General features: G+C 66.5%; 28 protein-coding genes. 3 read left to right on the top strand and 25 right to left on the bottom strand.

The genetic code is table 11. The annotated features are described in order from the left end of the window. Positions 1-436 precede the first annotated feature (436 nt). Positions 437-2,704, top strand: a complete 2,268-nt coding sequence (gene hypF, locus ABD301_RS26870; protein WP_344313207.1) for a carbamoyltransferase HypF — start codon at positions 437-439, stop codon at positions 2,702-2,704. Positions 2,705-2,816: 112 nt separating this feature from the next. Here hypF and hypB read toward each other — a convergent pair whose 3' ends face one another. The 16 genes from hypB to ABD301_RS26795 form a co-directional block, all read right to left on the bottom strand. Next, a complete protein-coding gene (gene hypB, locus ABD301_RS26865) occupies positions 2,817-3,674 on the bottom strand; it encodes a hydrogenase nickel incorporation protein HypB (RefSeq protein WP_344313206.1) in 858 nt (285 codons plus the stop codon). A 3-nt stretch (positions 3,675-3,677) separates the two neighbouring features. Further along, entirely contained in the window at positions 3,678-4,007 is a 330-nt protein-coding gene (locus ABD301_RS26860) for a hydrogenase maturation nickel metallochaperone HypA/HybF (RefSeq protein ID WP_163569316.1), read from the bottom strand. Continuing rightward, a complete protein-coding gene (gene hypE, locus ABD301_RS26855; RefSeq protein ID WP_425551987.1) occupies positions 4,008-5,135 on the bottom strand; it encodes a hydrogenase expression/formation protein HypE in 1,128 nt (375 codons plus the stop codon). It abuts the gene before it with no gap. A 77-nt stretch (positions 5,136-5,212) separates the two neighbouring features. Further along, positions 5,213-6,364: a hydrogenase formation protein HypD gene (hypD, locus tag ABD301_RS26850; protein WP_163569315.1), complete on the bottom strand. Its 1,152-nt coding sequence runs from the start codon at positions 6,362-6,364 to the stop codon at positions 5,213-5,215. A gap of 25 nt (positions 6,365-6,389) precedes the next feature. After that, positions 6,390-6,662 (bottom strand): HypC/HybG/HupF family hydrogenase formation chaperone, encoded by a 273-nt coding sequence (locus ABD301_RS26845; RefSeq protein WP_163569314.1) that lies wholly within the window; start codon positions 6,660-6,662, stop codon positions 6,390-6,392. Positions 6,663-6,696: 34 nt separating this feature from the next. Further along, positions 6,697-6,777 (bottom strand): DUF6893 family small protein, encoded by an 81-nt coding sequence (locus tag ABD301_RS42545; RefSeq protein WP_390624085.1) that lies wholly within the window; start codon positions 6,775-6,777, stop codon positions 6,697-6,699. 30 nt (positions 6,778-6,807) lie between these two features. After that, on the bottom strand, positions 6,808-7,329 hold the full coding sequence (locus tag ABD301_RS26840; protein ID WP_344313205.1) for a hydrogenase maturation protease: 522 nt from the start codon (positions 7,327-7,329) through the stop codon (positions 6,808-6,810). Then, positions 7,326-8,759, bottom strand: a complete 1,434-nt coding sequence (locus ABD301_RS26835) for a hypothetical protein (protein ID WP_344313204.1) — start codon at positions 8,757-8,759, stop codon at positions 7,326-7,328. Before ABD301_RS26835 ends, ABD301_RS26840 begins: the two co-directional genes overlap by 4 nt. After that, positions 8,756-9,415 carry a DUF6084 family protein gene (locus tag ABD301_RS26830; protein ID WP_344313202.1) on the bottom strand — a complete coding sequence of 220 codons (660 nt, stop codon included), beginning with the start codon at positions 9,413-9,415 and terminating at the stop codon, positions 8,756-8,758. Before ABD301_RS26830 ends, ABD301_RS26835 begins: the two co-directional genes overlap by 4 nt. After that, a complete protein-coding gene (locus tag ABD301_RS26825) occupies positions 9,408-10,040 on the bottom strand; it encodes a DUF5947 family protein (RefSeq protein WP_163569313.1) in 633 nt (210 codons plus the stop codon). Before ABD301_RS26825 ends, ABD301_RS26830 begins: the two co-directional genes overlap by 8 nt. Next, a complete protein-coding gene (locus ABD301_RS26820; RefSeq protein WP_344313201.1) occupies positions 10,037-10,975 on the bottom strand; it encodes a NifU family protein in 939 nt (312 codons plus the stop codon). The genes ABD301_RS26825 and ABD301_RS26820 overlap by 4 nt, the downstream gene beginning before the upstream one ends. 57 nt (positions 10,976-11,032) lie before the next feature. Then, on the bottom strand, positions 11,033-12,826 hold the full coding sequence (locus tag ABD301_RS26815) for a nickel-dependent hydrogenase large subunit (protein ID WP_344313200.1): 1,794 nt from the start codon (positions 12,824-12,826) through the stop codon (positions 11,033-11,035). 31 nt (positions 12,827-12,857) lie between these two features. Continuing rightward, the gene (locus tag ABD301_RS26810) at positions 12,858-13,934 is read right to left on the bottom strand and encodes an NADH-quinone oxidoreductase subunit B family protein (protein ID WP_344313199.1); all 1,077 of its coding nucleotides are present in this window, start codon (positions 13,932-13,934) and stop codon (positions 12,858-12,860) included. Positions 13,935-13,946: 12 nt separating this feature from the next. After that, a complete protein-coding gene (locus ABD301_RS26805) occupies positions 13,947-14,699 on the bottom strand; it encodes a D-sedoheptulose-7-phosphate isomerase (protein WP_163569309.1) in 753 nt (250 codons plus the stop codon). Further along, on the bottom strand, positions 14,696-15,007 hold the full coding sequence (locus ABD301_RS26800; RefSeq protein WP_163569308.1) for a HypC/HybG/HupF family hydrogenase formation chaperone: 312 nt from the start codon (positions 15,005-15,007) through the stop codon (positions 14,696-14,698). The genes ABD301_RS26805 and ABD301_RS26800 overlap by 4 nt, the downstream gene beginning before the upstream one ends. After that, the gene (locus ABD301_RS26795; RefSeq protein WP_344313198.1) at positions 15,004-15,636 is read right to left on the bottom strand and encodes a D-sedoheptulose-7-phosphate isomerase; all 633 of its coding nucleotides are present in this window, start codon (positions 15,634-15,636) and stop codon (positions 15,004-15,006) included. The genes ABD301_RS26800 and ABD301_RS26795 overlap by 4 nt, the downstream gene beginning before the upstream one ends. A gap of 187 nt (positions 15,637-15,823) precedes the next feature. On the opposite strand from ABD301_RS26795, the gene ABD301_RS26790 reads away from it, so the two are divergent. Further along, positions 15,824-16,888: a maleylacetate reductase gene (locus ABD301_RS26790; protein ID WP_344313197.1), complete on the top strand. Its 1,065-nt coding sequence runs from the start codon at positions 15,824-15,826 to the stop codon at positions 16,886-16,888. 85 nt (positions 16,889-16,973) lie between these two features. Here ABD301_RS26790 and ABD301_RS26785 read toward each other — a convergent pair whose 3' ends face one another. Then, a complete protein-coding gene (locus tag ABD301_RS26785; RefSeq protein WP_344313196.1) occupies positions 16,974-17,411 on the bottom strand; it encodes an SRPBCC family protein in 438 nt (145 codons plus the stop codon). A gap of 162 nt (positions 17,412-17,573) precedes the next feature. Here ABD301_RS26785 and ABD301_RS26780 point away from each other — a divergent pair, with 162 nt between their 5' ends. After that, positions 17,574-18,284: a GNAT family N-acetyltransferase gene (locus ABD301_RS26780; protein WP_344313195.1), complete on the top strand. Its 711-nt coding sequence runs from the start codon at positions 17,574-17,576 to the stop codon at positions 18,282-18,284. A gap of 81 nt (positions 18,285-18,365) precedes the next feature. Here the strand turns inward: ABD301_RS26780 and ABD301_RS26775 are convergent, their stop codons facing one another. From ABD301_RS26775 to ABD301_RS26740, 8 genes are all read right to left on the bottom strand, one after another. Continuing rightward, positions 18,366-18,980: an alpha-ketoglutarate-dependent dioxygenase AlkB gene (locus ABD301_RS26775; RefSeq protein ID WP_344313194.1), complete on the bottom strand. Its 615-nt coding sequence runs from the start codon at positions 18,978-18,980 to the stop codon at positions 18,366-18,368. Positions 18,981-19,055: 75 nt separating this feature from the next. Continuing rightward, positions 19,056-20,039 (bottom strand): aldo/keto reductase, encoded by a 984-nt coding sequence (locus ABD301_RS26770; RefSeq protein ID WP_344313193.1) that lies wholly within the window; start codon positions 20,037-20,039, stop codon positions 19,056-19,058. 45 nt (positions 20,040-20,084) lie between these two features. Then, positions 20,085-20,555 (bottom strand): MerR family transcriptional regulator, encoded by a 471-nt coding sequence (locus ABD301_RS26765; protein ID WP_279580932.1) that lies wholly within the window; start codon positions 20,553-20,555, stop codon positions 20,085-20,087. 65 nt (positions 20,556-20,620) lie between these two features. Continuing rightward, entirely contained in the window at positions 20,621-21,889 is a 1,269-nt protein-coding gene (locus tag ABD301_RS26760; protein ID WP_344313192.1) for an RNA polymerase sigma factor, read from the bottom strand. After that, positions 21,871-22,260 (bottom strand): YciI family protein, encoded by a 390-nt coding sequence (locus ABD301_RS26755; protein ID WP_344313191.1) that lies wholly within the window; start codon positions 22,258-22,260, stop codon positions 21,871-21,873. The genes ABD301_RS26760 and ABD301_RS26755 overlap by 19 nt, the downstream gene beginning before the upstream one ends. 79 nt (positions 22,261-22,339) lie before the next feature. Continuing rightward, a complete protein-coding gene (locus tag ABD301_RS26750; protein WP_344313190.1) occupies positions 22,340-23,422 on the bottom strand; it encodes a DNA polymerase ligase N-terminal domain-containing protein in 1,083 nt (360 codons plus the stop codon). Positions 23,423-23,427: 5 nt separating this feature from the next. Beyond that, the gene (locus tag ABD301_RS26745) at positions 23,428-24,303 is read right to left on the bottom strand and encodes a hypothetical protein (protein WP_163569305.1); all 876 of its coding nucleotides are present in this window, start codon (positions 24,301-24,303) and stop codon (positions 23,428-23,430) included. A 49-nt stretch (positions 24,304-24,352) separates the two neighbouring features. Beyond that, positions 24,353-25,270, bottom strand: a complete 918-nt coding sequence (locus ABD301_RS26740; protein WP_344313189.1) for a DMT family transporter — start codon at positions 25,268-25,270, stop codon at positions 24,353-24,355. Positions 25,271-25,328 lie beyond the last annotated feature (58 nt).

Below are 25,328 nucleotides of genomic sequence, written 5' to 3'. Positions count from 1 at the left end.
GGGAAAACCGGTGTGGTCTCGATGATCCGGAGCAGGATGTCGGTCAATCGGTCGGGGGTCATCCGGGTGAAGACGGCCGCCACACCGGCGGCGGGCGTCCACCGGATGCCGAGGCTCGCGGCCCGCTGCTGAAGCTCGATGCACCAGTGCTCGTAGTGGCGCTGCCGTGAAGGTTCGGACACTGGCTCGACGATGGCCACGTCGAAAAGCGCGAGCATGCCGTCGGGCGACAGCGGACCGGACAGCGCGTGGTCGTAGCGCATTCTCCGCCCTCCTTGTCGAATCGACAGGGTAGGCCCGTGTTGTCGCGACAGTCATTGTTATGCGTCAGGCGCAAGGAAAACCAGGGAATTTCTGGCTTTTATCAGACCGCTGCCATCAACGCGGTGCATTCTGGGCGCTGGACGGCGGGGCCGGCAGGGAGCAGACTGCGGCTATGTCCGGGCGGGAGCGCAGGCTGGTACGGGTTGAGGGTGTCGTGCAGGGCGTCGGTTTTCGGCCGTTTGTCTACGCATTGGCGAACCGGCTCGGGGTGACCGGACAGGTGCGCAACGATTCTTCCGGCGTCCTGTTGGACGTGGAGGCCGATCCGGACACTTTGGCGCGCTTCATCGCGGCCGTACGAGCGCAGGCGCCGCCGCTGGCGGTGGTGGAAAAGGTGGAATCCACTGTCGCCGACCCGGTCGGTTGGCCGGCTTTCGCCATTGTCGCCAGCCAAACGCAGGCCCAGCGCAACACTTTGGTGTCGGCGGACAGTGCCACCTGCGCGGACTGCCTTGCGGAGCTGGACGACCCAGCCGACCGGCGTTACCAGTATCCGTTTGTCAACTGCACCAACTGCGGACCGCGTTTCACCATCGTCAAGGACGTCCCGTACGACCGGCCTTTCACCACCATGGCTAAATTCCCCATATGTGCCCGGTGCGAGACCGAATACCATGATCCGGCGGACCGGCGGTTCCACGCGCAGCCGGTGTGTTGTCCTGACTGTGGGCCGCGGTTGGATCTGCTCGACTCCGCCGGCCAGCCGTTGGCCGGGCCGAGTTTGCCCACCGCGGCTGAGATGTTGCGGGCCGGGGCGGTTTTGGCCATCAAGGGAATCGGCGGCTATCACTTGGCTGTGCTGGCCACTGACGAGCCGGCGGTGGCAACCCTGCGCAGCCGCAAACACCGTGAGGACAAGCCTTTCGCGGTGATGGTGGCCACAGTGGACGATGCCCGCGAATGGTGTTCGCTGGACGCGGCGGCGCGGAAACTGCTCAGCGGTTGGCGGCGGCCGATCGTGCTGTGCGACCGGAGGGAGGGCACCGCGCTAGCGAAATCCGTCGCGCCCGGCAACCGCCAACTCGGCCTCATGCTGGCGTACACGCCGCTGCACCACCTGTTGCTGCGGGCGGTCGGCGGCCCGATCGTGCTGACCAGCGGCAACACTTCCGATGAGCCCATCGCCTACGAGGATGCCGACGCGCTGGCCCGGCTCGGCACCATCGCCGACGCATTCCTCACCCATGACCGGCCGATCCACATCCGTACGGATGACTCGGTGGCTCGCTCGGTCGGCGGCCGCCCCATGATGATCCGGCGCTCCCGCGGATACGTGCCGGAGCCGCTGACTTTGCGTCCTGAGACACCACAACCGCTGCTGGCCTGCGGAGCAGAGCAAAAAAACACCTTCTGCCTGGCCAAAGGGCGGCACGCCTTTGTCTCGCACCACATCGGCGACCTGGAGAACTATCAGACCCTGCGCTCGTACACCGAAGGCATCGCACATTTTGGCCGCCTCTTCGACATCGAGCCAGCGGTGGTCGCGCACGACCTGCATCCCGAATACCTGTCCACAAAATACGCTATGGAGCTGGAAAACGTCGAGCTTGTTGGAGTCCAGCATCACCATGCCCACATCGCGTCCTGCCTGGCCGACAACGGTGAGTCGGGGCCGGTCATTGGGGTTGCCTTCGACGGCACCGGCTTTGGTACCGATGGGACCATCTGGGGTGGTGAGTTCCTGCTCGCCGATCTGGTCGGCTTCACCCGGGTCGGCCGGCTCGCGCCGGTCGCGATGCCCGGCGGCGCGGCCGCGATCAAACAGCCGTGGCGGATGGCCGCCGCCTATTTGGACGCGGCCGGCATCGACGACTTCTCGGTACTCTCGCAGCGACATGAGGGCGACTGGTCCACTGTGGTCACGATGGCCAGGCGTGGGATCAACGCGCCACTGACCTCCAGTGCTGGCCGGCTGCTGGACGCCGTCGCCGCGATCGTCGGCGTCCGGGAGGCGATCAATTACGAGGGTCAGGCCGCGGTCGAACTTGAACAACTCGCTGACCGTACCGAAAAGGGCCACTATCGGCTCGCGGTGCTCGATGGTGAGACGCTCGAAGTCCAGGGGGTCGATCTCGTACGAGCGGTTGCTGACGACGTACGTGCCGGCGTCCCAGGACCGGTGATCGCCGCTCGTGTCCACAATGGACTGGTCGACTTGGTGGTACGGGTGTGCGGCCAACTCCGAGACCGTACTGGCGTGGACGTGGTGGCGTTGTCCGGCGGGGTCTTCCAGAATTTACTGCTGGTGGAAGGCGTGGTGGCGGGTCTCGGGGGTGCTGGGTTCCGGGTGCTGACGCATTCCCGAGTGCCACCCAACGACGGCGGCATCAGCTTCGGCCAGGCGGCCGTCGCCGCAGCGCGACTTTCCGGCCGCCCGTAGTCGGAGCGTCGACTGCGGGACAAAACCCCACACTCGACGTCGAGTGCGGGATAAAGTCCCACACTCGACGAAAGTCCAGCCCTGCCTACCGCGAGAGTGACGTTGCGGGGTCCTACGTGGACGTGAGGACGGCTCGGCGGTTGCGGAGCCAGTCGTACCAGCCCTCGACGCCTTCGCCGGTGGTGGCCGACAGGTGCAGGATTTCCACACCTGGCTGGACTTGCCGCGCGTAGGCGGCGAACTTCATCAGGTCGAAGTCGACGTACGGGAGCAGGTCGAGCTTGTTGACGACCACCAGATCCGCGCTGCGGAACAGATGCGGGTATTTCAGTGGTTTGTCGGCGCCCTCGGTGACCGACATGACCGCGACCCGGCTGTGCTCCCCGAGGTCGAACAGCGCCGGGCAGACCAGGTTGCCGACATTTTCCACCAGCACCACCGAACTGTTCGGTGGGCCGAGTGTTTTCAGGCCGCTGGCCAGCATCGACGCGTCCAGGTGGCAGCCGGCGCCGGTGTTGATCTGTACCACCCGACAGCCGGTCTCGCGGATTCTTTCCGCATCCAGCAGGGTTTCCTGGTCACCCTCGATGACCGAGATCGGCAGCCGCGCCGCCAACTCGCGAATTGTCCGTACCAGCAAGGTGGTTTTGCCGGAGCCGGGAGAACTCATCACGTTGACAGCGAGGATATCCCGCTCCGACAGCCACTCGCGGTTTTGGACGGCCAGCAAGTCGTTTTTGGCCAGTACGCGTTGTTCCAGCAGGATCGTCTGCGCCGCGGCCGCATCCTGTTCGTGGTCGTGGTCGTGGTCGTGGTCGTGGTCGTGGTCGTGGTCGTGGTCGTGACCGTGACCGTGGCCATGTCCATGTCCATGCCCGTGCTCGTCGTCGTGGGAATGTACGTGTGGGGGGGCATCCGGGTCGATGACCCGTACGCCCGCGTCGTCCGAACAACCGCAGGTCGAACACATCGCTCACACCACCTCCACGGACCGGATCCGCAGTTCGGTTCCCTCGGTCACATCGACGTCCGCGCTGCCGCAGTCGCAGAGCACGATCAGAGTGGTCAGCTCCAGGTCGGCGCGGCAGCCGCGGCAGGTGCCGCGCCCGGCCTTCTCCACGATATCGAGCCGCGCACCGGCCAACGTCGTTCCTTCGGTGACGAGTTCGAAGCAGAACAACACCGAGTCCGCGACCACCCCGGCGAGCTTGCCGACCTCCAACTCCACCCGGCGGACTTGGCGGTCACCGGTTTTGTCAGTGACCGCCTCGACAATGCTCTGGGTGATCGACAGCTCGTGCATTCAGCAGATCCTCGGCAGCGGGTCACCCACCAGCAGGTCGACGATCCGGGTGCCGCCGAAGGTGGTGTTCAGCAGCACCAAACCTGGCGGGTCGTCGACGACTTTGCCAATGACCGCGGCCTGTTCGCCGAGTGGATGCGACCGCATCGCGGCCAGCGCCTCGTCAGCGCAGTCGCCGGCCACGATCACCACGATCCGCCCTTCGCAGGCCACGTAAAGCGGATCGATGCCGAGCAACTCCGATGCGCCGCGGACCTCGGTGCGTACGGGCACCGCTGCCTCGTTGACGACGACCGCGACGTTCGCGCCTTTGGCCACCTCGTTGAGAATGGTCGCCACCCCGCCGCGGGTCGCGTCCCGCATGGCCCGGACACCGTTCGTACCAGCCAAAAGCCGGGCCACCAGACCGTTCACCGCGGCCGTGTCGGACGTGATGTCGGACATGATGTCGAGCTCGCCGCGAGCCAACATGACAGTCACGCCGTGGTCGCCGATCGGTCCGGAGACGATCACCACATCGCCGGGTTTGACTTGGTCGACACCAAAGTCCGTGCTGTGTTCGCGGACGCCGACGCCTGAGGTGTTGATATAGCAGCCGTCCGCCTTGCCACGCTGCACAACTTTGGTGTCACCGGTGACAATCTGTACGCCGGCGGCCGCCGCGGCGGCCGCCATCGAGTCCACGATCCGCTGCAGGTCGGCTACCGGAAAGCCTTCCTCCAGAATGAAACCGGCGGACAAATAGAGTGGCGTCGCGCCGGCCACCGACAGGTCGTTGACCGTGCCGTTCACCGCCAGGTCGCCGATGTTGCCGCCGGGGAAAAAGATCGGCGACACGACGTACGAGTCGGTGGTGAAGGCCAGCCGGGCGTCGCCAACGGTCAGCGCGGCGCTGTCCTCCATCTTGTCCAGCAGGGGGTTGCTGAAAGCTGGCGCGAAAATCGCCTCGATCAGGGTGTGCGTCGCTTTGCCGCCGGCACCGTGGGACGAGGTGATCCGCTGTTCCTTCATTTTTGGCCGGCGCCGCCGGGCCTTGTCGATCCGGTCCAGCACCTGCTGCTCGCGGCTGGCATGGCGAGTGCCCGGAGTGGGCACCAGTTCGTGCTCGGTCGCGTGATGCTCGGCCATCGCCTCCTCGACCCAGTTCGCCGCGGGCGGCTGGTCGGTCGGGTGTTCTTGTACGCCAGAGGACTCCGGCACGCCGCTCACACCTTGCTCGCTTCCGTGGTGGCTACCGCGGTGGCCTCTTTGACGCGCTGGCGGGTGAACCGGCCGAAGTTGTAATACGCCGCACAGGCGCCCTCAGGCGAGACCATGCACGTACCGATGGGTGTCTCCGGCGTACACGCGGTGCCGAACACCTTGCATTCCCACGGCTTCAGCACGCCCTTGAGAACTTCGCCGCACTGGCAGGCCTTTGGGTCCGCGACTCGCAGTCCGGGCATGTTGAAGATCCGCTCGGCGTCGAACCTCGCGTACTTTTCCTTGACCTGCATGGCGGACTGCGAGATGAAGCCGAGCCCGCGCCATTCGAAATACGGCCGCAGTTCCATCGTCTCGGTGATCGCCTTCAGGGCGACCAGGTTCCCGTCCCATGGCACCACCCGCGAATACTGGTTCTCGACCTCGCAGCGCCCCTCGGACAGCTGCAGCATCAGCATGTAGATGGACTGCAGAATGTCCAATGGCTCGAATCCCGCCACCACGATTGGTTTGTGGTAATCGGTAGTGATGAACTCATAGGGCCGGCATCCAATCACGGTGGAAACGTGGCCGGGGCCGATAAAGCCGTCGAGCCGCAGGTCCGGCGAGTCCAGAATCGCCTTGATCGCCGGAATGATCGTCACGTGGTTGCAGAAAACGCTGAAGTTCTCCAGGCCTTCGGCGGCCGCGCGCAGGATCGTCATCGCCGTCGATGGCGCGGTGGTCTCGAATCCAATGGCCATGAAGACGACTCGCTGGTCTGGATTCTGCCGGGCGATCTTCAGCGAATCCAGCGGTGAATAGACCATCTTGATGTTGGTGCCCTCGGCATTGGAGTCGAAGAACGACCCGTTGCCGCCGGGCACCCGCATCATGTCACCGAAGGACGTCATGAGGACGTCCGGTTGCCGGGCGATGTAGATCGAGTCATCGACCCGGCCCATCGGGATAACGCAGACCGGGCAACCCGGTCCGTGCACGAGTTCGATGGTTTCCGGAAGGTAGTCTTCGAGGCCGTGCTTGTAGATCGTGTGGGTGTGCCCGCCGCACACCTCCATGAATTTGTAGTGCCGGCCGGGTTCGCACAGGCTGGCTATGCGAGCGGACAGGGCACGTGCCTTCTCCGCGTCGCGGAACTCGTCGACGTATCGCACGCCGGCACCTCCTCAAATCTATGGCTCAATCTATGGACGATTCCAGCAGGGCGGCTATCTCGTCGGCGTACGCCTGACCGATGCCCTCCAGGAATTCCAGCGCGGCTTTGGCTTCACCCTCATCGATTTTCGACAACGCGAAACCGACGTGGATCAGGATCCAGTCGCCCGGCACCGGCGGGTCGTCCTCCAACAGGCCGATGTTGATGGCCCGGCGTACGCCACTGACGTCCACCATGGCGAGATCCGGCTTGTCGTGGAGAATCTCGATGATCTCTCCAGGGATGCCCAAGCACATATGACTGCCTCCATACCTACGGCACTGCTTGCGACTACATCTGGCTGATCTCGAGATAACGCTTGACGTCCGGGGCAACTAATTTGTAGACCACGTATCCGATGCCTCCCAGCATCACCAAGGTCATAAATCGACGTAACATTCTTTACACCTCCGATCCGGCATTCAGCCGACGGTCACTGCCGTCGTGTTCGCGAATGAGTCCTTTGACCGCCTCGACCGCGCCGGGCACCGCGGCGGCGACCGCCGGGGTGAGCCCGATTTCCGGTTCGAGTTCGGCCGGTTCACAACCAACCACCAACACCCGCCCGGCTTTGCCGCCGAGCAGGGTAATCAAATCCAAAACGACATCCGGCTGCATTCCGTGCGCGTCGATCGGGCTGGACGGCAGAACATAGTCCGCCGGCCGTTCCGGATCGACCTCCAGCACGCTGACGGTGCCCGGCTTTTCGCCGCGGGCCATGGCATCGACCAGGATCATGGTCTCCAGCCCGTCGCCGCGACTGGTCACGTCGTACGCGAGGTGCATGCCGCGAATGCCGTAGTCGGCGACGTCGACCCAGTCGGGCAACGTTTCGGCGGCCAGCCGCCGGACCACCTCGACGCCGAATCCGTCGTCGTTCAGGAAAATGTTGCCGACACCCGCAACCAGCACTCGAGCCGTCATCGCGACTCTTCCACGGCGGTGTACGGCTCGACCTCGTCCGGGAAGAAATAGCGGAACCGGCCGTGGCTGGTCTGCAGGTCCGCGGCCGGGTCGTCGTCGAGCGACACAGCCATGTACTGCTCGCCATCCACGTCCAGCACGACCGCTTGGACGGTGGCCACCATTCCGGCGAGGAACATGTCCTGCGCGTCCGTACGGCGGGCTCCGGGCCGGAGCACGACCTTGCTGCCGCGGCGGACCTCCACCCCGTTGATGACCACCGCGTCGGTGTCCGGATCGACCGAGCTGTCCGCCTCCGGATTCCACCAGGGGGCGTCGGTGGTGAATGCCGGTCCCGGATCCAACTCACGCCCGCCATTCAAGGTGGGGTCGTCGGTGAGCTCCCGAAGCTCAATCGGCGCGTCCGGCTCGCCGGTCACGCCACGCAGATAACGAACTGTGCCGTGCAGTCGCTCCAACAACTCACCCGGCATCGAGTCGACCCGGTCGACGAGCGCGCGAGCGCGCGGATCGGTCGCCCTTGCCTGCCGCTTTTCCTCGTCCGTCATGGCCATCGTACGAAGGGTCAGGATCTCATCGATTTCTGTTCCGTCGAACAGATCCGCAGGGCTTTCCGGCGCGATGGTGGGGAAGTCGTAAAGAATGATGGGGGAGGCCATCACGGCGTCGCCTGCACCTAACAAGACGGGCCAGCAGCGTACGTTCGTGCACTCTTGGACGGCGACCTTCGCCCACTCCGGCGGATCGAGCAGAGACAGGAAAGCTCCGCTGGAAACGCCGATCAGGGCATGGGTGGCAACAAAAGCCGCGTGTAAGGCCGCGTCCCGGTACGGGTTCGGATGCTGCCACGGCGTCGTGTTACGGATCTCCGCGTGGATTTTCACGCCACCGAACGGGCCGTCCAGTTCCTCGGCGTGCAGTCGCAGCTCACCGTGCAGCGCCGCCCGTGAGCGTACGACCCGGCCAACGAGTTCGCCTTCCGCGGAACGCAGCGGTTCGCTTTCCTGCCCGTACGGCACGTCCAATGCGGTCGTCGAATCGGCGGCAATAAGGTCGGCGACCGGGATCTTGACGCTGACCTCTTCGGCGACGGCCTCGACCCACGTGGTGATTTCACCCTCGGCGGCATAAAGCGACGGCACGTCCTCATAGACATCGCCAGGTCGAAGGGCCTGCGCGGTGCGCTGCTGCAGCCGCAGGAATCGTACGAGCACCTCAAGATCGGCATCCTTGCCCGGCTCGGCAAGACATTCGCACTGACACGTGTCGTATTCGCCGCGGACGGGGGAGGCGAAACCAGGAGGCATCAGTACGCCGAACTGCCAGCGCGCCTGGTTTTTCGCCGCGGACGCTCGATACGGGTAGAGCAGATAGCCCTCGTAGAGAACGGTGTCAGCAATGGCCTTGGCTGAGGCGAACCGGTCGGTCATGGCGTCTTCTCCCCGCCCTGCTTCAAAGAACTCTGCTCCAAAAGCGAGGTGATGACCGCGTCGAGGCCGGGCAGCGCGTGCACCGCGTTGTATTTGAGCAGCGCGTCGAGAGTGTCCCGGCGGACCCGGAGCCAGCTGGTGTCCGGGAAATACCGGTCCATCAGCTCCTTCCAGGTCTTGACCGGCAGCCGGAAATTCGCCTCCTGATGCCACGGCACCTGGCTGACCGAGAAGCCCTTGGCGCCGCCCTTACCGAAAATGGTGCCGCTGAACAGGAAAACCAGCGGCACGACACCGTCCTGGAGCGCGTGGAAATAGCTTCCCGCGGTCACATCCATGTCGTACGTGCATGGCACCGGCACGTCGATCTCGGTGCTGCCGGTGAAACTCGGCACCAAGACCGACAGCAGCGCGAACTGGATCGGCTTGAGTGTGTCGCCCCACCGCGACCGGTCGCCGAACAGGGTGCCGAGCAGCTCGCCTTCTTCCTCGTCGTAGCGCCGGCGCTGCGGCTCGATCCGGAGCTGGCAGCGCAACGCGATGGCATGCACCGGCTGACCGTCCGGATCGGTGATGCGCAGCTTGAAAAGCAGCGTGGGACTCACGCCGTACTTGTCCGGCTGAGCGTCGACGCACTCGAAGATCAGGTCAGCCATCGTGGCCATCCACTGGAATGAGATCCGAGCGACCGCGCAGGTTCTCGAAGAAGGCGTCGATTTTGTCCCGAGCCTCGGTGCCGCCGTCGAAGCCGCGCCAGTTCACCTTGACCAGCCCAACCAGCCCGTAGCAGCTGTCGATAGGCACCAGATAGCACTCGACACCGCTTTCGGTGCGCCGCATCAACAATGCCTCGACGTCCTCCGTGACGTCTTTGAAGGCAGGGTTGGCGGTCAGCACCTCGTCCCACATTTCCATCGTCAGCAGTGACTCGGTGGCACCGGCCGGACTCGGATAGAACGCGATCGGAGCTTCCTGAGCGGAGCTGGTGAAGAAGAACGCCATCCCGACTGGGATCCCAATCGAGTCCCAGAAAGCGATGCCGTCGGCGAGTTCGGGAGAGTAACGATACCGCTCCGGTACGGCCCGGAACTTGCCGGCATTTCGGGCGGTGAACAACAAATAGCAACCCCGGCAGGCACAGAGGATCTGCCGGGATTCCACGTTGACCAGGTGCGGATGGTCTTCGGCGAGAACCTCGGTGCACATCTCGCACTTCTCCACCACCGCCGCCGGATCCAGCGGTGGCGGCAGCTTCATAAACCGTCGAAGGCCCTGTGTCATCGGGCCGCCGCCGTTGCCGCCACTCGAATATGCCCGTCATCGGATAACAACGGGAACGGATCCAGGTGATCGGACGGTGTCGTCGTACCACGGCCGGCGATGCGTACGTCATAACCGTGCCCACACCGCGGACATTGCAGGGTTTGACCGGTCAGTTCACCGCGGGTCAGCCCGGAACCGCAGGACGGGCACTTGTCGCGGTACGCGTACAGGTCACCGCCCACATTGCAGACAACCGTGTGGACGCCGCTGACCTTCGCGGCGGTGACCTTGCCCGGCGCGAGGCCGGACAGCCCGCCGACCTCGACCCAGGCCGGCGCCGATGCGGCCAGCGGTTCCTGTTGGACGGGGATGGTGAGTTTTCCCTGTGGCACCCCGGAAAGCGGTAGCATTTTCCGGCCACCAGCGTCGACCGGGCCAGCCGGCTCGACCATCCCTTCGACCTCGACCTTCACGATTTCCGGCGCCGTCTCGGAAATCGCCTTCTCGATGGCGAGTTTCACGGTGACCGTGGAAGACGGGCAGCCGTCGCAACTGCCCGCCAACCGCAGGAAAACAATGCCGGCCTCCGCGTCCACCCCCAGCAGCTCGACACCGCCAGAATGCGAACCCAGGTACGGGCGTACCCGCTCCAGCGCCTCGACAACCCGTTCTTCGGTCGTGGACGGATGCAGGTCGTGCAGGACCAGAATGCTGCCGACCAGCTTGTCACCGACGAACTTGGGCACCACCGACTCGGCGACCACGTCGTCCTCGAAGACCAGTTCCATGATGCGTTCCAGGCCGCTGCCATAGAACTGGATCAGGGTACGGACGAGTTCCTCCGCGGTGGCCCGTACGGTCGGATCCGTCGCCGAATCCAACCGTACGAGCAATTCCTCGATCCGCGCGGCCACGTCCTCGGTCGGGAGTTCTTTGCCGTCTACCTGCGTCATTCGGCAGTCCTTCGTCGAGTTGTGGTGGGACGGATGGCCGGAACGCGCGGACGCCGGTTATCCCCCGGAGTTGAAGGCGTGCGGCGTGTGCAGCTTCTTCACCGTCCTGCCTTCGCCGGTGTACATGTGTACGCCACAGGGCAGGCACGGGTCGAAACTGCGGACCGCGCGCATGATGTCGATGCCCTTGAACTTGTCCGGCGGGTTCTCCTCGAAGATCGGTGTGTTCTGCACCGCGTCCTCGTACGGGCCAGGGGTTCCGTAAACGTCCCGGACGCTGCCGTTCCACGGGGTCGGCGGATACGGGTGGTAGTTCGCGATCTTGCCGTCGCGGATCACCATGTGGTGCGACAGCACGCCGCGTACCGCCTCGGTGAAGCCGCAGCCGATGGCGTCCTTCGGTACGTCGAACTTCTCCCAGGTTTTGGTGTGCCCGGCTCGGATCTCGGCCATCGCCTGCTCGATGAAATAGACCGCCGCGGCCGCGCAGTACGCCTGGAAATAGGTCCGGGCGCGGTTACGCTCAATCGCGTTGCTCCACTGCGGGATCTTCCACTCGAACGTCTTCTCCGGCTTTGTCGCGGACCGGGGAAGGTTGATGACGACGCTGTGGCCGGTGGCCTTCACGTACCCACCGATGTCGACCAGGCCGGAGAGCGCCGTGGACCACAGGCGCGCGATGGGGCCGCCGCCGGTGTCCATCGCCAGGTAGTCCTTGCCATCGAACCAGCGCGGCGACATGGTCCACGAGTATTTGCTGTCGAAGTCGCGCTTGGCCGGCCGCGGAATGGTGTGCTGGTTCCACGGGTGTCGACGGTCGACCGGATTTCCGAGCGGGTCATGGGAAACGAACGTCTCCTGACCCTCCCAGTCGTCGTAGTACGAGCTGCCGAGCAGGATCCGGATGCCCAGGTTGATGTCGACCAGGTTGTTGGTGACGAGCTTGCCGTCGACCACGATGCCCGGCGTGACGAACATCTTGCGGCCCCACATGGCCATGTTCTCGTACTTGAAGTCGCAGTACTCCGGGTCGTTCAGGCTTCCCCAGCAGTTCAACAGAATTCGCCGCTGGCCGACCTGCTCGTAGCCGGGCATGGCCTGGTAGAAGAAGTCGAAGAGGTCGTCGTGCATGGGCAGACAGCGCTTCATGAACTCGACATACCGCATCAACCGGGTGAGGTAGTCGGTGAAGAGCTGGATGGTCGCTACGGTGCCGACGCCGCCCGGGTAGAGCGTGGACGGGTGGACGTGCCGGCCTTCCATCAGGCAGAACATCTCGCGGGTTTCCCGGCTGACCCGCAGGGCCTCCCGGTAGAACTCGCCTTCCAGCGGGTTCAGCGACTTCATGATGTCCGCGATGGTTTTGTAGCCGTGGTCCTCGGCGTGCGGCGCCTCGGTGTGCCTGGCCAGTTCCAGCACGCCCGGGTTGGTCTCGGCGACCATCTTCTCGCAGTAGTCAACGCCGACCAGGTTCTCCTGGAAGATGTTGTGGTCGAACATGTATTCGGCAGCCTCGCCGAGGTTGATGATCCACTCACCGAGATTTGGTGGTTTCACGCCGTAGGCCATGTTCTGCGCGTACACCGAGCAGGTCGCGTGGTTGTCACCACAGATGCCGCAGATCCGGCTGGTGATGAAATGCGCGTCCCGGGGATCCTTGCCCTTCATGAAAATGCTGTAGCCGCGGAACACCGACGACGTGCTGTGGCATTCCACTACCCGCTTGGCGGCCCAGTCGATCTTGGTGTAGATGCCAAGGCTGCCGACGATCCGGGTGATCGGATCCCAGTTCATTTCCATCAGGTTGGAGTCGGACTTGCTGCTCTTGCCCGACCGCGTTGAGGATGTCATTTGTCAGTGCCTTCCTGTAAACGCGTACGGGCTAGAACGTGGTCGCCTTGTAGCCGGTCTTGAGGGTGCGCCCCTTTTCCCGCCACTTCGGTTCCTTGTTCAGGGTGTTCGTGGTGATCGTGCGCAGTTTCCGGATGAAGCCGCCGTAAGCCGTACTCGCCGCCGACGAGAGCTTGCCGCCGGGCGGCTCGTCCATGAACGGCATGAACTTGTCCGGGAAGCCGGGCATCGTGCAGCCGATGCAGATGCCGCCGACGTTCGGGCAGCCGCCGACGCCGTTGATCCAGCCGCGCTTGGGCACATTGCACTTGACCACCGGACCCCAGCAGCCGAGTTTCACCAGGCACTTGGGGGAGCCGTACTCGGTCGCGAAGTCGCCCTGCTCGTAGTAGCCGGCCCGGTCGCAGCCTTCGTGGACGGTCGCGCCGAACAGCCACTGCGGACGCAGCTGGTCGTCCAGCGGGATCATCGGCGCCTGGCCGGTGGCCATGTAAAGCAGGTAGAGGATGGTCTCGGACAGGTTGTCCGGGTGGGTCGGGCAGCCTGGTACGCACACGATCGGGATGCCGGCCTTGGACTTCCAGTCCCAGCCCAGATAGTCCGGTACGCCCATCGCGCCGGTCGGGTTTCCGGCCATAGCGTGGATTCCGCCGTAGGTGGCGCACGTACCGATGGCCATCACCGCGAGCGCCTTGGGCGCGAGCCGGTCCAGCCACTCGCTGGTGGTCATCGGCTGTCCGGTGGCCGGGTTGTTGCCAAAGCCGCACCAATAGCCCTCGGACTTGATCGCCTCGTTCGGGATCGAGCCCTCGATGACCAGCACGAACGGTTCCAGCTCGCCGCGGTCGGCCTTGTGGAACCACTCGATGAAGTTGTCCGCGCCCTGCTCGGGACCGCACTCGAAGTCGATCAGCGGCCAGTGCACCGCGATCTTGGGCAGCCCAGGAAGCGCGCCGAGCACGATCTCCTCGATGCTGGGCTGGGTCGCGGCGGTGAGCGCCACGGAGTCGCCGTCGCAGCTCAGTCCCGCGTTGATCCACAGAATGTGGATAGGCGCCTCTTCCTCCTGGGGTGGCGCGGCGTCAGGCTTGGCGGTCGCAGTTGTCACGGCGCACGCTCCTTAGAATTTGGTCGGCCCCATGGTGATTGACTCGGAGCTGGCGACGGTGCGGTCCGCGACGGCCTGGGCGTCGAAGGCCGCGAGAGTGAGTTCCCACAGCGCGTGGTAAATCGTGGTCTGCGCTTCCTGGATCCGGTGCACGGAAGCGGACGGTACGACGAAGAGGTAGTCGATGCTGTTCAGCTCGGCCATCTTTCCGCCTGTGTAGCCGGCGATTCCGACGGTGAGGATTCCTCGCCGCTGCGCCTCGTCGAAGGCACGCAACAGGTTGTCGGAGTTACCACTCGTGGAAAGTCCGACGGCGATGTCGGCCTTACGCCCGAAAGCGGCAATCTGCCGGGCGTAGACCACGTCGAACCCGATGTCGTTGGACAGCGCGGTCACCACTGCGATGTCATTGGTGAGGCTGAAGGCCGGCAGCGGCCGGGATTTTCCGCCTGGGCTCAGGAAGAGGCTCGCGACTTCCTGGGCATCGGTGGAACTTCCGCCATTGCCGAAGGACAACAGCCGCCCGCCCGCGCCGAACGCTGCGGCCATCGCCGCGGCGCATTCGACCAGCCGGTCACCGTCCTGCGCCAGCACCGTTTCCCGCAGCGCGATGATCTCCTCGGTCTTGTCCACAGTGGACTGACTGACCTCCCGGAGCACCGCCTGCAGATCACTGGCCCCCGATGAGAGGAACGGATACAGCGCGTCGGTCGGATGCGCGCCATTGCTGGCGCTGCCGTTCCGGAAATGCCCGTTGCTGGTCACCGGAGATCACCTCCGACCGCGGCCGGTGCTGCCTGGCTGGGATCGATGACCGCGATGGCTTCCTTCGCGTGCACCAAAATCGTATCGCCGACGCGGGCGCTCACCAGCGCGACGCTGACTTCTTCATGGCTGACGCCGGTGTCCACCACGGCCAGCTCGTCAGGCAGTAGTTCGACCACGGTGACCGCGACGGCCTGGTCGGAGCAGGTGATGCAGACGTCGTCGTAGCAGACCGGAGCTCTTGGGATGGGTGGCGAGGTCAGGGCCGGGGGAGGAGGGGTCGGACAGCCACCTGGTGTGTCGGTCATCCGGTCATCACCGCCGGCGGGAGGACACCTGGGCGTTCGAAGAACACGTGCACCAGCTCCCAAAGGATGTGATACGTCGTGACGTGCACTTCTTTCACGACCCGCGGGTCCGGCGAGTCGGCGATCAGGACGTGGTCCAGGCCCGGCTCGGCCGCGACGGAGCCGCCGCCCGCGCCCACCATGCCAATGGTGAGCAAGCCGCGATCACGCGCTTCCCGGAGCCCGCGCAGCACGTTGCCGCAGTTGCCGTCGGACGACAGCCCGAGGGCGATGTCAGCCGGCTCGGCCAGGTAGTCGATCTGGTGCGCGAAGACCTCGTCGATCCCTTTGTCGTTGGCGATTCCGGTGAGGGTGGCAACGTCCGAGGTCAACGAGATCGCCGGCAGGGCGCGCTTGCCGACGATCACCGGATGGACGAACTCGACGGCCAGGTGCTGGGCGTCCGTACTCGGTCCGCCGTTGCCGAAAACCACCAGTTTGCCGCCTCGGTGAAAGCGCAGGCTCATCGCGTGGCAGGTCCTCGCGACCTGGTCGGCGGTGCCGGCCAAGGTCCGTAGCGGTGCCTCGCGACGTTCGAACAGCCTTCTCACCTGGCTGCTGTCGATCCCGTACGCAGGCACCAATACCACGTCCCAGATGGTGGGAGCAAGATCGACTGAAGCTACCGCTGTCGTTTAGGTCACACAAGCATGGATAGCCTAAGTCGATCTTTCGTGGTAATGGGCAGCGAGGGAGACCGGTCGTTATCGTCCGTTGGCGGCCAAGGCCGCTACCTCCGTGGATGATGGGTGAAGGGTCGACGACAGGAAGTCACGAATGTCGAGAAACTTTACTTACGAGGCACTGCCAGGGCGGGTCGTTTTCGGCGCCGGTACGGCCAGCCAGCTCGCCGCTGAGACGGACCGGGTCGGTGGCCACCGGGTCCTGGTCGTCGCGTCGAACCGCGACCAGCGGTTGGTCGACCAGTTGGTCCGTCCGCTCGGCGATCGGCTGGTCGGCCGCTTCACCGACGTACGCCAGCATGTCCCGATCGAGGTTGCCGCGGCGGCCCGGGAGATGGCGGCCGAGCTGGCCGCGGACTGTGTGGTGTGCGTCGGCGGCGGGTCCGCCATCGGCACCGCGAAGGCGATCGCGCTGGTCCGGCCGGTGCCGATCGTGGCGGTGCCCACCACGTACGCGGGCTCGGAGATGACGCCGGTCTGGGGCCTCACCGAGGACGGGCGCAAAACCACCGGCCGGGACCCGGCCGTACAGCCGGCGACGGTGATTTACGACCCGGAGCTGACGCTGTCGTTGCCGCCGGCGATCGCCGCGCCGAGCGGGGTGAACGCGCTGGCGCACTGCGTCGAGGCGATGTGGGTGCCGGCCGCCAGTCCGATCACCACCCTGATGGCGGCCGAAGGCATCCGGACGCTGGCCGGCAGCCTGCCGGCGGTGGTGGCGGACGGCGGTGACCTGGAGGCGCGATCGGGTGCGCTCTACGGCGCGTACCTGGCTGGCGCGGCCTTCGCGACCACCGGGTCTGGCCTGCATCACCGGATCTGCCACGTCCTCGGTGGCGCTTTCGACCTGCCGCACGCCGAGACTCACACCATCGTGCTGCCATACGTGGTCGCGTTCAACGAACTCGCGGTCCCGGAGGTGATGCGTACGATCGCCGCGGCGTTGGGGACCCAGTCAGCGCCGGCTGGGCTTTGGGCGCTGACCGGGCGGCTCGGTACGCCCCGAGCCCTACGCGACATCGGACTGTCTGCCGAAGACGTCGACCGGGCGGTGAAACTGTTGCTGGAGAAGGACTACTCCGACAACGCGCGGCCGGTCACCGAGGCCGACCTGACCGCGATCGTACGAGCCGCCTTCGCCGGCGACCCGGTGGTTTGACCGCGGGCCGAACGCCGATGCGGATGTGACTACTGATCGGAGCTGAGGCTGGAGTGACAAACCGCCGCAGCTCACGGCAGCCGGTCTAAGCAGCGCTGAACCGCTTGACCAGGGCGGCCAGCCCGCCGCCGAAGACGCCGTTCCCGAAGAGCTCGTTCATCGCGGCCTCGTCGGCGGCTTCGGCGTCGTACACCGCGGACCACTCCACGAAGGCCTGGTTGGTGGCAGTCACCGGGGCGACCCGGAAGACCGAGACGTAGCTGCGGACCGGAAAGGGGCTCTGCGTGAAGGTGTACGTGTACGTACGATTCCGCTCATCCCGGGCGATCTGCTCCTCCTCGATGAGGCCGCCGTCCGGGGTCTTCAGCTCCCGTACCGCGCCGATCGACGAGGCATCCCCAGCGGTGAGCCTGCTGTCGGCGATGGCCGGATGCCAGCTCGCGAGTCCGTTGAAGTCACCGGCGAGCCGCCAGACCTGATCGGCGTCAGCCGGCACGATCGCGCTCGCATAGACCTTGGGCATGCGGTGCCCCTTTCGGCAGAAAATGGGTGGTCGTACGGAGTCTGCCCAACCGCCGGCCCCGAGGAAACCTCGATCTTGAGGTGGGAAGGCCGACATCTGGAATCAAGAGCCGGTGGGACGACGTTCCACTGGATTGAGGCGAAGTCTGCGGAGGGCGGTTGGATGAGCGCGGTGGTCGATGAGGTCGGGACACATCCGCTGGACAACCCCGGCTGGGGTGCTTTGACGGGCCCGCATCGCGGCGTGGCGCAGGTGTATGGGCGGGCCGCGCGTTATCTGTCCGAGGTCTCGCCTTTCGTGTCGCTGGAAGACAACCGCGACGAGGCCTGCTGGCAAGACCTGGCCGCGCTGGTCGGCGCCGGCCAAGTAGCCGTGTTGCCCGGCATCCTTGAGCCCGCCCCGGTGTCGTGGGAGCAGGTCTTCCAGATCTCCGGAGTGCAGCTGGTGGACACGTCCGTCGCCGCCGAACCGGACACTGAGGCGGTCAGGCTCGGGCTGGAGGACGTGCCTGAGATGCTCGACCTGGTGGCTCGTACGGACCCAGGACCATTCCGGGCGCGGACCGTGGAACTCGGCACGTACCTGGGCATCCGGCACAACGGGGCGCTGGTGGCGATGGCCGGCGAGCGGCTCCGGCCGCCCGGCTGGACGGAGGTCAGCGCGGTGTGTACGGACCCGGCCTACCGCGGACGTGGGCTCGGCGGCCGGCTGGTCAAGGCGGTCGCCGCGGTGATCCGGGAGCGAGGTGACGTGCCCTTCCTGCACACCGGTGCCACCAACACAACCGCCATCCGGCTCTACGAGTCTTTGGGCTTCACCCTGCGGCGGCACGCGCTGTTCACTGGTGTCCGAGTGCCCGCCATCCAGGAATAAGGAGAGCGGGTGTCCCACGTCCGCCTGCACATGGTCCACCAGGTGGGAATCGTGGCCGAAGCGGTCCACATGATGGGAGCCTCAGCGGACTCCACGCGGGCGGAACTGAATGCTGATGCGCGGCCCGACCGGCTGCGCGGTTTTCGGGATGGCGTGCTCCCAGCTCCGCTGGCAGGAGCCGCCCATAGTAATAAGGTCACCGTGCCCAAGGGCGTGCCGAACGATGCCCCCGCCGCCTTTCGGCCGTAGAGCCAGGGTCCGCGGCGCGCCGACCGAGACGATGGCGACCATGGTGTCCTGCGTACGGCCGCGGCCGATGGTGTCGCCGTGCCAGGCCACGCTGTCCTTGCCGTCTCGGTAGTAACAGAGCCCGGCCGTCCGGAACGGCTCGCCCAACTCGTCGGCGTAGTGCCGGCTGAGCGCGGACCTGGCGGCGGCCAGCACCGGGTCGGGCAGGGGCGCCGGCTCGTCGTAGAAGCAGAGCAGCCGCGGCACGTCGACCACCCGGTCATACATCCGGCGGCGCTCGGCCTGCCAGGGCACTTCGGCGGCGAGCCGCGAGAACAGCTCGTCCGCGCCGGTCAGCCAGCCGGGCAGCACGTCCACCCAGGCGCCTCGGGTCAGCTCGGTGCGCCTGATCCGGTCCAGCGATCCCAGCCCGACCCCGATGTCATCGAAAAGGCTCGTCTGCAGCACGGTCCGAGCGTACCCGATCTCTCGAACATATGTACGCAGCGAACCGTCGAGCGCGCTCGACGGTTCGCCGGTGGATCAGGCCGAGACGGATTCGCCCTTGACCCGGCCCATGTCGCGGTAGCGGTCGCCGGCCGGGGTGAGGCTGGAGAGCTCGGCCAGCTGCTCGGCACTCAGCGAGATGTCCACGGCGCCGAGATTCTCGGTCAGGTACGAGCGACGCTTGGTGCCCGGGATCGGCACCACGTCGGTGCCCTGGGCGAGCAGCCAGCCCAGTGCGACCTGACCAGGCGTGCCGCCGACCTGGTCCGCGATGGCCCGGATCCGCTGCACGAGCGCGAGGTTGGCATCCAGGTTCGCCGCGTCCCAGCGGGGCAGCGTACGGCGGAAGTCGTCGTCGGCGAGGTCATGGGCGGCCGCCGCCGCGCCGGTCAGCAGGCCCCGGCCGAGCGGGCTGTAGGGCACCACGCCGATGCCGAGCTCACGGGCCGCCGGCAGCACCTCGGCCTCGATGTCTCGGCTGAAGATCGACCACTCGGTCTGTACGGCGCTGATCGGGTGCACCGCGTTCGCCCTGCGCAGCGTGGTCGCCGAGGCCTCGGACAGGCCGAGGTGACGGACCTTGCCGGCCCGTACCATCTCGGCCATCGCGGCGACGGTCTCCTCGATCGGGGTGACCGAGTCGACGCGGTGCAGGTAGTAAAGGTCGATCGTGTCGACGCCGAGCCGGCGCAGCGAGGCGTCGACCGAACGAGCCGCGTACGCCGGGCTGGCGTCGATGCCGGTGACCTGGCCGTTCTCGTCCATGACGATGCCGAACTTGGTGGCGATCCTGACCTCGTCACGGCGAGTACGCAGCACCTCCGCGAGCAGCCGTTCGTTCTCGCCGTTGCCGTACATGTCGGCGGTGTCGAGCAACGTGACACCGTCATCGATGGCCTGGTTCAGGGTCGCCAGCGACTCGTTCCGGTCGCCGGGCCCGTACGCGAAGCTCATCCCCATGCAACCGAGGCCGAGGGGGGAGACCTGGAGATCGCGCAGGTTCCGGGTGTTTTCTGGCATGGCAAAGCCTTCCTTGGAGCGGTGAGTGAGTCTTGGTGAGAGGTGTCAGTCGGAGCGGGTGCCGCCGTACACGGTGATCTTGTAGTCGATCACGGCCATGGTGAACTTCAGTTCCTCCAGCTGGCGGCGGATCTTGTCGCGGTGCCGACAGAGCAACGCCAACCGCTCGTCAACGGTGGAGTCGCCCGTCTCGACCAGTGCGATGTAGTCCGTGATGTCACTTATGGACATGCCGGACAGGCGCAGGCGGGTGATGAAAAGGACCCGGCCGATGGCCTCCAGGTCATATTGCCGGTGCCCGGAGCTGGTGCGGTCGACGGTGACCAGACCGATCCGTTCGTAGTAGCGCAGGGTGTGGCTCGACATGTTGAGCAGCTCAGCCACCTGTCCGACCGCCAGCGGGAGTTCCGGCGCGTCGTCCAGGTTGAGGGTGCACGCGAGGATCTCGGCGAGGTCGGGAAGACCGTCGTTGCTGGCCCGGTCGATCATCGTGTTCAGGAGCTCTGTCGTGGTCACGGGTACGACCCTAGAACTGTGAGTGCGCTCAAAGTCAAACACCAATCTCGCCGGTATGGCGCAGGTCACCGGTGGTTCGGGGCCAACCGAGCGGCCCTGCCTTCGAGGTAGAGCTGTTCGGGGATGCTGGTCGTGCGTCGCGCGGCCTGCTGGTAGAGCCGCAGGGCCTCGATGTGGTCGCCGGCCATCTCGTACAGGTGCGCTCGTACGGCGTCGAGGCGGTGGTGTTCGGTGAGCCGGGTGTCGCCGTCCAGCGGCTCCAGCAGGGCGAGGCCGGCCCGCGGGCCGTGCACCATCGCGACCGCGACAGCGTGGTTGAGCGTGACCATGGGGTTCGGCGCGACGCGTTCGAGCAGTTGGTAGAGAGCGACGATCTGTGGCCAGTCGGTGTCCTGCGCGGTGCCGGCCTCGTCGTGGACGGCCGCGATGGCGGCCTGCAGCTGGTACGGCCCGAGGGGCGCGGCGGTGAGCGTACGGGTCAGCAGGTCGACGCCTTCCTTGATGGCGTCGGCATTCCAGCGCCCGCGGTCCTGCTCGGCCAGCGGGACCAGGGTGCCGTCCGGGCGGGTCCGGGCCGGCCGCCGGGCATCGGTGAGCAGCATCAGCGCGAGCAGGCCGCTGACCTCGCCGTCCGCCGGCAGCAGCACCCGTACGGCCCGGGCCAGCCGGATGGCCTCCGCGGTGAGTTCGGTGCGGTGCAGGTCTTTGCCTGAGCTCGCCGTGTAGCCCTCGTTGAAAATCAGGTAGAGAACGTGCAGGACGACTCGTTGCCGCTCGGTGCGCTCGGCGGCCGGCGGCAGCTGGAAACGGGCGCCGGCGGCCTTGATCTTCTGTTTGGCGCGGCTGATCCGCTGGCCCATGGTCGACTCCGGCACCAGGAACGCACTCGCGATCTCGCCGGTGGTCAGGCCGCCGACCGCGCGCAGGGTCAGCGCGACCTGCGAGGCCGGCGACAAGGCCGGATGGCAGCACAGAAACAGCAGGGTAAGAGTGTCGTCGCGATCGTTGGCCGGCTTGTCGTCCGAAGCCGGCGCGAGCAGGTCCTGGGTCGGCGCCATCGCGGCGACCGTCAGTTCGCGCCGCTGCCGGGCCGTCTCGCTGCGGATCTGGTCGGTCATCCGGCGGGCCGCGACGGTGATCAGCCAGCCCCGCGGGCTCTCCGGGACGCCTTTCTCGGCCCACTGCGTCGCGCCGGCGAGCAACGCCTCCTGGACGGCGTCCTCGCAGGCGTCGAACTGGCCGTACCGGCGGATCAGCGCGCCAAGGACCTGCGGCGCCAACTCGCGCAGCAGGTCCTCGATCCGACGCTCCTGGGTCACATCTCCATGCCGCATGGCTCCATGATCGGCCTGACCTCCACCCCGGCGAACTTCGCGTCCGGGAAACGCGCCGCCACCTCGGTGGCTCGCTCGACGTTCTCACAGTCGATCACGAAATAGCCGGCGAGCTGTTCCTTCGCCTCCGCGAACGGGCCGTCGGTGGCTTCCTCGACGCCGTCCTTCAATCGTACGATCCGGCTGGTGCTCGGGTCGGCGAGCGCGGCCGAGTCGATCAGCTCGCCGGAGCTGTGGATGTCTTCCAGGAGCGCTTCGAAAGCCGCCAGTCGGCTCGCCCGGTCGCGTTCGGTCAGCTCCTCGTCCTGGTGCAGGAACATCGGGTGTGCCCAGGTCGCCGGGTTGCTGTAGATCAGCAGCATGTATTTCATGCTTCGCCTTTCGGTGCCGGCACCTCGTCACGGGCGCCTCTCGTGGGAGACATCGAAACAGATCCCGCGCATTCGACGCTCAAAGGTGGACTTCGATCCACTTGCGGGTGCGTTGGCCGGGGTTGTACGGGGAGTCCAGGCGTTTGGCGACAACGCCGGGCATCCGCTGTTCGCGGGCCGCGGTCAGCACCGGCTCGGCGGCGGCCGGGAAACTCGGCGCCAGTTGCCAGCCGGCCTTGCCGATCGGCAGCGCTTCCAACAGCTCCCGCCGCCGCTCGTACGGCAGCTTCAGGGTCGACTTCCCGTCCAGGTGCAGGAGGTCGTAGACCAGGTACGTGACTGGCAGGTCCTTGGCGAACTGCCGGGCCCGCCGCTCGTCGGTGACCTCCAGCCGGCGATCCAGCGCCGCCCGGTCCGGCCGGCCGCCGACCAGCGCCACCAGCTCGCCGTCCAGCCACCCCTCGGTGCTGCCCATCCACTCGCTTTTCGCTCGTACGTCCGGAAAACCCGGGATCGTCTCACCGGTCTCGGAGAACAGGTCCAACCGGCCGCCGGTGACCCGGCCGAGCGCCCGCAGGCCGTCCCAGCCGAACTCGTACGCCCAGTGGTCCGGATCGGCGGGCAACTGGCCGCGGGTGGCCCGCATCGCGGTGTGGGTCTCCGGCAGCGGCTCCCAGCCAGCCCGCCGGGGCGGGTCGGACCGGCGGACCATCCAGTCCTTGGTGTCCCGACTTTTCCCGCCGGTGAAGAAGACGTACCGGCCGTCCACCTTTTCTCCGTGCAGCACCACCGAAACCTCGGTTGGGCTCCACTTCACTGTCTCGTACGTGCCGCGGTCCCAGATGAACATCCGCCCGCCGCCGTATTCGCCATGCGGGATATCGCCAGAAAACGTGGCGTATTCCAGCGGATGGTCCTCGGTGTGCACGGCCAGTCGGATGCTGCCCGGTTCGGCCGGCAGACCGCGCGGCACGGCCCAGCAGACCAGCACGCCACCGCGCTCCAGGCGTACGTCCCAGTGCAGCCGGCGGGCGTGGTGTTCCTGGATCACGAAGGTGTCGTCGTTGCCGCTGGGCAGCGCTTTGTCGTTCGCCGGGATCGGTTCGGGCGTACGGGCGGGGTCGCGTTTTCGGCGGTATTCGTCAAGTTTGCGCGCTGGCATCACGATCAGCCGCCGCTGGCCCGGACGGCCAGCTCAGCTGCCCGCAGCTCCCGGTCGGCGGCCTGATCGGCGCGCTCGGCCTGTCGCAGTGAGCGGCGAGCGGTGTCGGCGTCCTGTGCGGCCTGGGCCTGCGCCTCCCGCGCGGCCTGCAACTCCTGACGAAGCCGGTCGACGTCCGCGGCGGCTTCCTCGGCGCCTTGGACGGCCTCGTCGGCCGCGATCCGGGCCACATCCACCGCGGTGCTCGCGTGTTCGGCCGCTTTTTGGGCCGTGGCAAGCCGTTCGCGCTGCTGCTGAGAGGGGCCGTCCGCGGGCTTGCGCCGCTCAGCGGCCGGCCGCAAGGTGGTCGGCGGTTTCTCAGTGGCCGGCGCTTTTTCGGCGGCGAGCGGGGCGAGAGCTACCAACGAGGCCGGCCATTCGGTTTGGCCGGCGCCGGCCGACTCCAACCGGCCGGCGCGCAGAGCCTCAGCCGCCTCCGGATCGGCCAGCGCGGCGACCAGGCTCTCTTCGAGTTGGCGCAGCGTCGCCTCGCTGGCCGGCTGCCCGCTCGTACCCGCCAGGGCCTGGCCGAGTTTGCGCAGGCCCTGGACCTGCCGCTGGCGGTCCTTGGACAGCTGCTGCAGCTGCCGGCCGTCCAACCGGGCGTGCGCCCGGCGCAGGTGCCCGCCGAGCTCCAGCAGCTCGCCGATCTCGGCCGGATGCTCGCGAGCCAGCTGGTTGGCCAGCCAGGCCGCGACCGATGGCTTGCGCAGCCGGCTGAGCCGTTTGGCGCCCAGCTCGTCGCCCTGGGTGCGGGCCTGTTTGACCTTCGCGGCGCGGGCCGCGATGAAGTCCTCGCGGGGCAGCGCGTAAAGCTCGTCGATGGTGCCGTCGACATCCACCTCTGTATGGAGCCCTGTCCGGTGCCCAGCCGTCAATCAGACAGGCCGGTCAACCGGGTTCTTTCGCGAGGATCGGCACCGGCGCGGGTCGCTTGCGCAGCCGAGTGACGGCGACGCCGGTGAGGCAGAGCGCTCCACCGGCGAGCGCGAGCGGCGCCGGCACCTCGCTGAGCACCGCCCAGGACAACAGGGCAGCCACTAGCGGCACCAGATACGTGGTGGCGCCGAGTTTGCCGGCGTCCGTACGAGCCAGCGCGTACGCCCAGGTGGTGAAGGCGACGGCGGTCGGGAAGACCCCGAGATAGACCAGCCCGGCGATGGCGCCAACGGACGCGTGCGCGGTCTCGGTCCACAGTTGCGGCGCGAACGGCAGGCAGCCGACCATGCCGATCGCGCAGCCCATCCAGGTGACCTGCAGTGCCGGGAGCTCCTTGAGTGCCGGTTTCTGCGCGGTCACGCCGACGGCGTACGCCACCGCGGCGACCAGGCAGAGACCGACGCCGAGCAGGTCGCCGTGCCGGCCGCCGGCTGTGCTGGTGCCGATCACCAGCGCGCCGCAGACCGCGATTCCGCTGCCGATCAGCAGCCGCGGCGGAAACCCCTCTTTGAGGAATGTCCCAGCCAGGATCGCGAGCACCACCGGACCGACATTGACGAGCATCGCGGCCGTACCGGCGTCCAGGTGCCGCTCGGCCGCGTTGAGGGCCACGTTGTAGAGGCCGAACCACAGCAAACCAGACAACAGAATGAGCAGCAGCGTACGCCTGCTGGGCCGGACGAAACCACGCCGCAGCAACAGAACGCCGAGCACGAGGGTGCCGATGAGCAGCCTCCCGAGGGCCAGCGGGCCGGCCGAGAAGGTGCCGCCGATGCCGCGAATGCCGACGAACGCGGACGCCCAGAGCAAGACGGTGATTCCGGCCGCCGCCAGCGGGGCGGCGGTGCTCAGCCGCGGGTGGGTGATCATGAGGCTGAGACTAGGTCACCGACGTTTCGGCTCGCACCGAAGTTTTCGGACCTTGTCT

It is taken from the genome of Fodinicola feengrottensis, from assembly GCF_039530045.1.
In the GTDB taxonomy this organism is placed as follows: Bacteria; Actinomycetota; Actinomycetes; order Mycobacteriales; family HKI-0501; genus Fodinicola; species Fodinicola feengrottensis.
Note: the sequence above shows the minus strand (reverse complement) of the source record. Positions and strands in the feature narration are given on the sequence as shown.

What these genes read in the sequence shown, in the direction of transcription:
- ABD301_RS26830 (WP_344313202.1), bottom strand. Translation starts at nt 9,415, where the DNA reads ATGGCTGACCTGATCTTCGAGTGCGTCGACGCTCAGCCGGACAAGTAC.
- hypE (WP_425551987.1), bottom strand. Translation starts at nt 5,135, where the DNA reads ATGGCCGAGCATCACGCGACCGAGCACGAACTGGTGCCCACTCCGGGC.
- ABD301_RS26800 (WP_163569308.1), bottom strand. Translation starts at nt 15,007, where the DNA reads ATGACCGACACACCAGGTGGCTGTCCGACCCCTCCTCCCCCGGCCCTG.
- ABD301_RS26740 (WP_344313189.1), bottom strand. Translation starts at nt 25,270, where the DNA reads ATGATCACCCACCCGCGGCTGAGCACCGCCGCCCCGCTGGCGGCGGCC.
- ABD301_RS26820 (WP_344313201.1), bottom strand. Translation starts at nt 10,975, where the DNA reads ATGACGCAGGTAGACGGCAAAGAACTCCCGACCGAGGACGTGGCCGCG.
- ABD301_RS42545 (WP_390624085.1), bottom strand. Translation starts at nt 6,777, where the DNA reads ATGCTGGGAGGCATCGGATACGTGGTCTACAAATTAGTTGCCCCGGAC.
- ABD301_RS26825 (WP_163569313.1), bottom strand. Translation starts at nt 10,040, where the DNA reads ATGACACAGGGCCTTCGACGGTTTATGAAGCTGCCGCCACCGCTGGAT.
- ABD301_RS26835 (WP_344313204.1), bottom strand. Translation starts at nt 8,759, where the DNA reads ATGACCGACCGGTTCGCCTCAGCCAAGGCCATTGCTGACACCGTTCTC.
- ABD301_RS26750 (WP_344313190.1), bottom strand. Translation starts at nt 23,422, where the DNA reads ATGCCAGCGCGCAAACTTGACGAATACCGCCGAAAACGCGACCCCGCC.
- ABD301_RS26790 (WP_344313197.1), top strand. Translation starts at nt 15,824, where the DNA reads ATGTCGAGAAACTTTACTTACGAGGCACTGCCAGGGCGGGTCGTTTTC.
- ABD301_RS26815 (WP_344313200.1), bottom strand. Translation starts at nt 12,826, where the DNA reads ATGACATCCTCAACGCGGTCGGGCAAGAGCAGCAAGTCCGACTCCAAC.
- ABD301_RS26755 (WP_344313191.1), bottom strand. Translation starts at nt 22,260, where the DNA reads ATGAAATACATGCTGCTGATCTACAGCAACCCGGCGACCTGGGCACAC.
- ABD301_RS26780 (WP_344313195.1), top strand. Translation starts at nt 17,574, where the DNA reads ATGAGCGCGGTGGTCGATGAGGTCGGGACACATCCGCTGGACAACCCC.
- ABD301_RS26840 (WP_344313205.1), bottom strand. Translation starts at nt 7,329, where the DNA reads ATGACGGCTCGAGTGCTGGTTGCGGGTGTCGGCAACATTTTCCTGAAC.
- ABD301_RS26770 (WP_344313193.1), bottom strand. Translation starts at nt 20,039, where the DNA reads ATGCCAGAAAACACCCGGAACCTGCGCGATCTCCAGGTCTCCCCCCTC.
- hypF (WP_344313207.1), top strand. Translation starts at nt 437, where the DNA reads ATGTCCGGGCGGGAGCGCAGGCTGGTACGGGTTGAGGGTGTCGTGCAG.
- ABD301_RS26760 (WP_344313192.1), bottom strand. Translation starts at nt 21,889, where the DNA reads ATGCGGCATGGAGATGTGACCCAGGAGCGTCGGATCGAGGACCTGCTG.
- ABD301_RS26845 (WP_163569314.1), bottom strand. Translation starts at nt 6,662, where the DNA reads ATGTGCTTGGGCATCCCTGGAGAGATCATCGAGATTCTCCACGACAAG.
- hypB (WP_344313206.1), bottom strand. Translation starts at nt 3,674, where the DNA reads ATGTGTTCGACCTGCGGTTGTTCGGACGACGCGGGCGTACGGGTCATC.
- ABD301_RS26860 (WP_163569316.1), bottom strand. Translation starts at nt 4,007, where the DNA reads ATGCACGAGCTGTCGATCACCCAGAGCATTGTCGAGGCGGTCACTGAC.
- ABD301_RS26785 (WP_344313196.1), bottom strand. Translation starts at nt 17,411, where the DNA reads ATGCCCAAGGTCTATGCGAGCGCGATCGTGCCGGCTGACGCCGATCAG.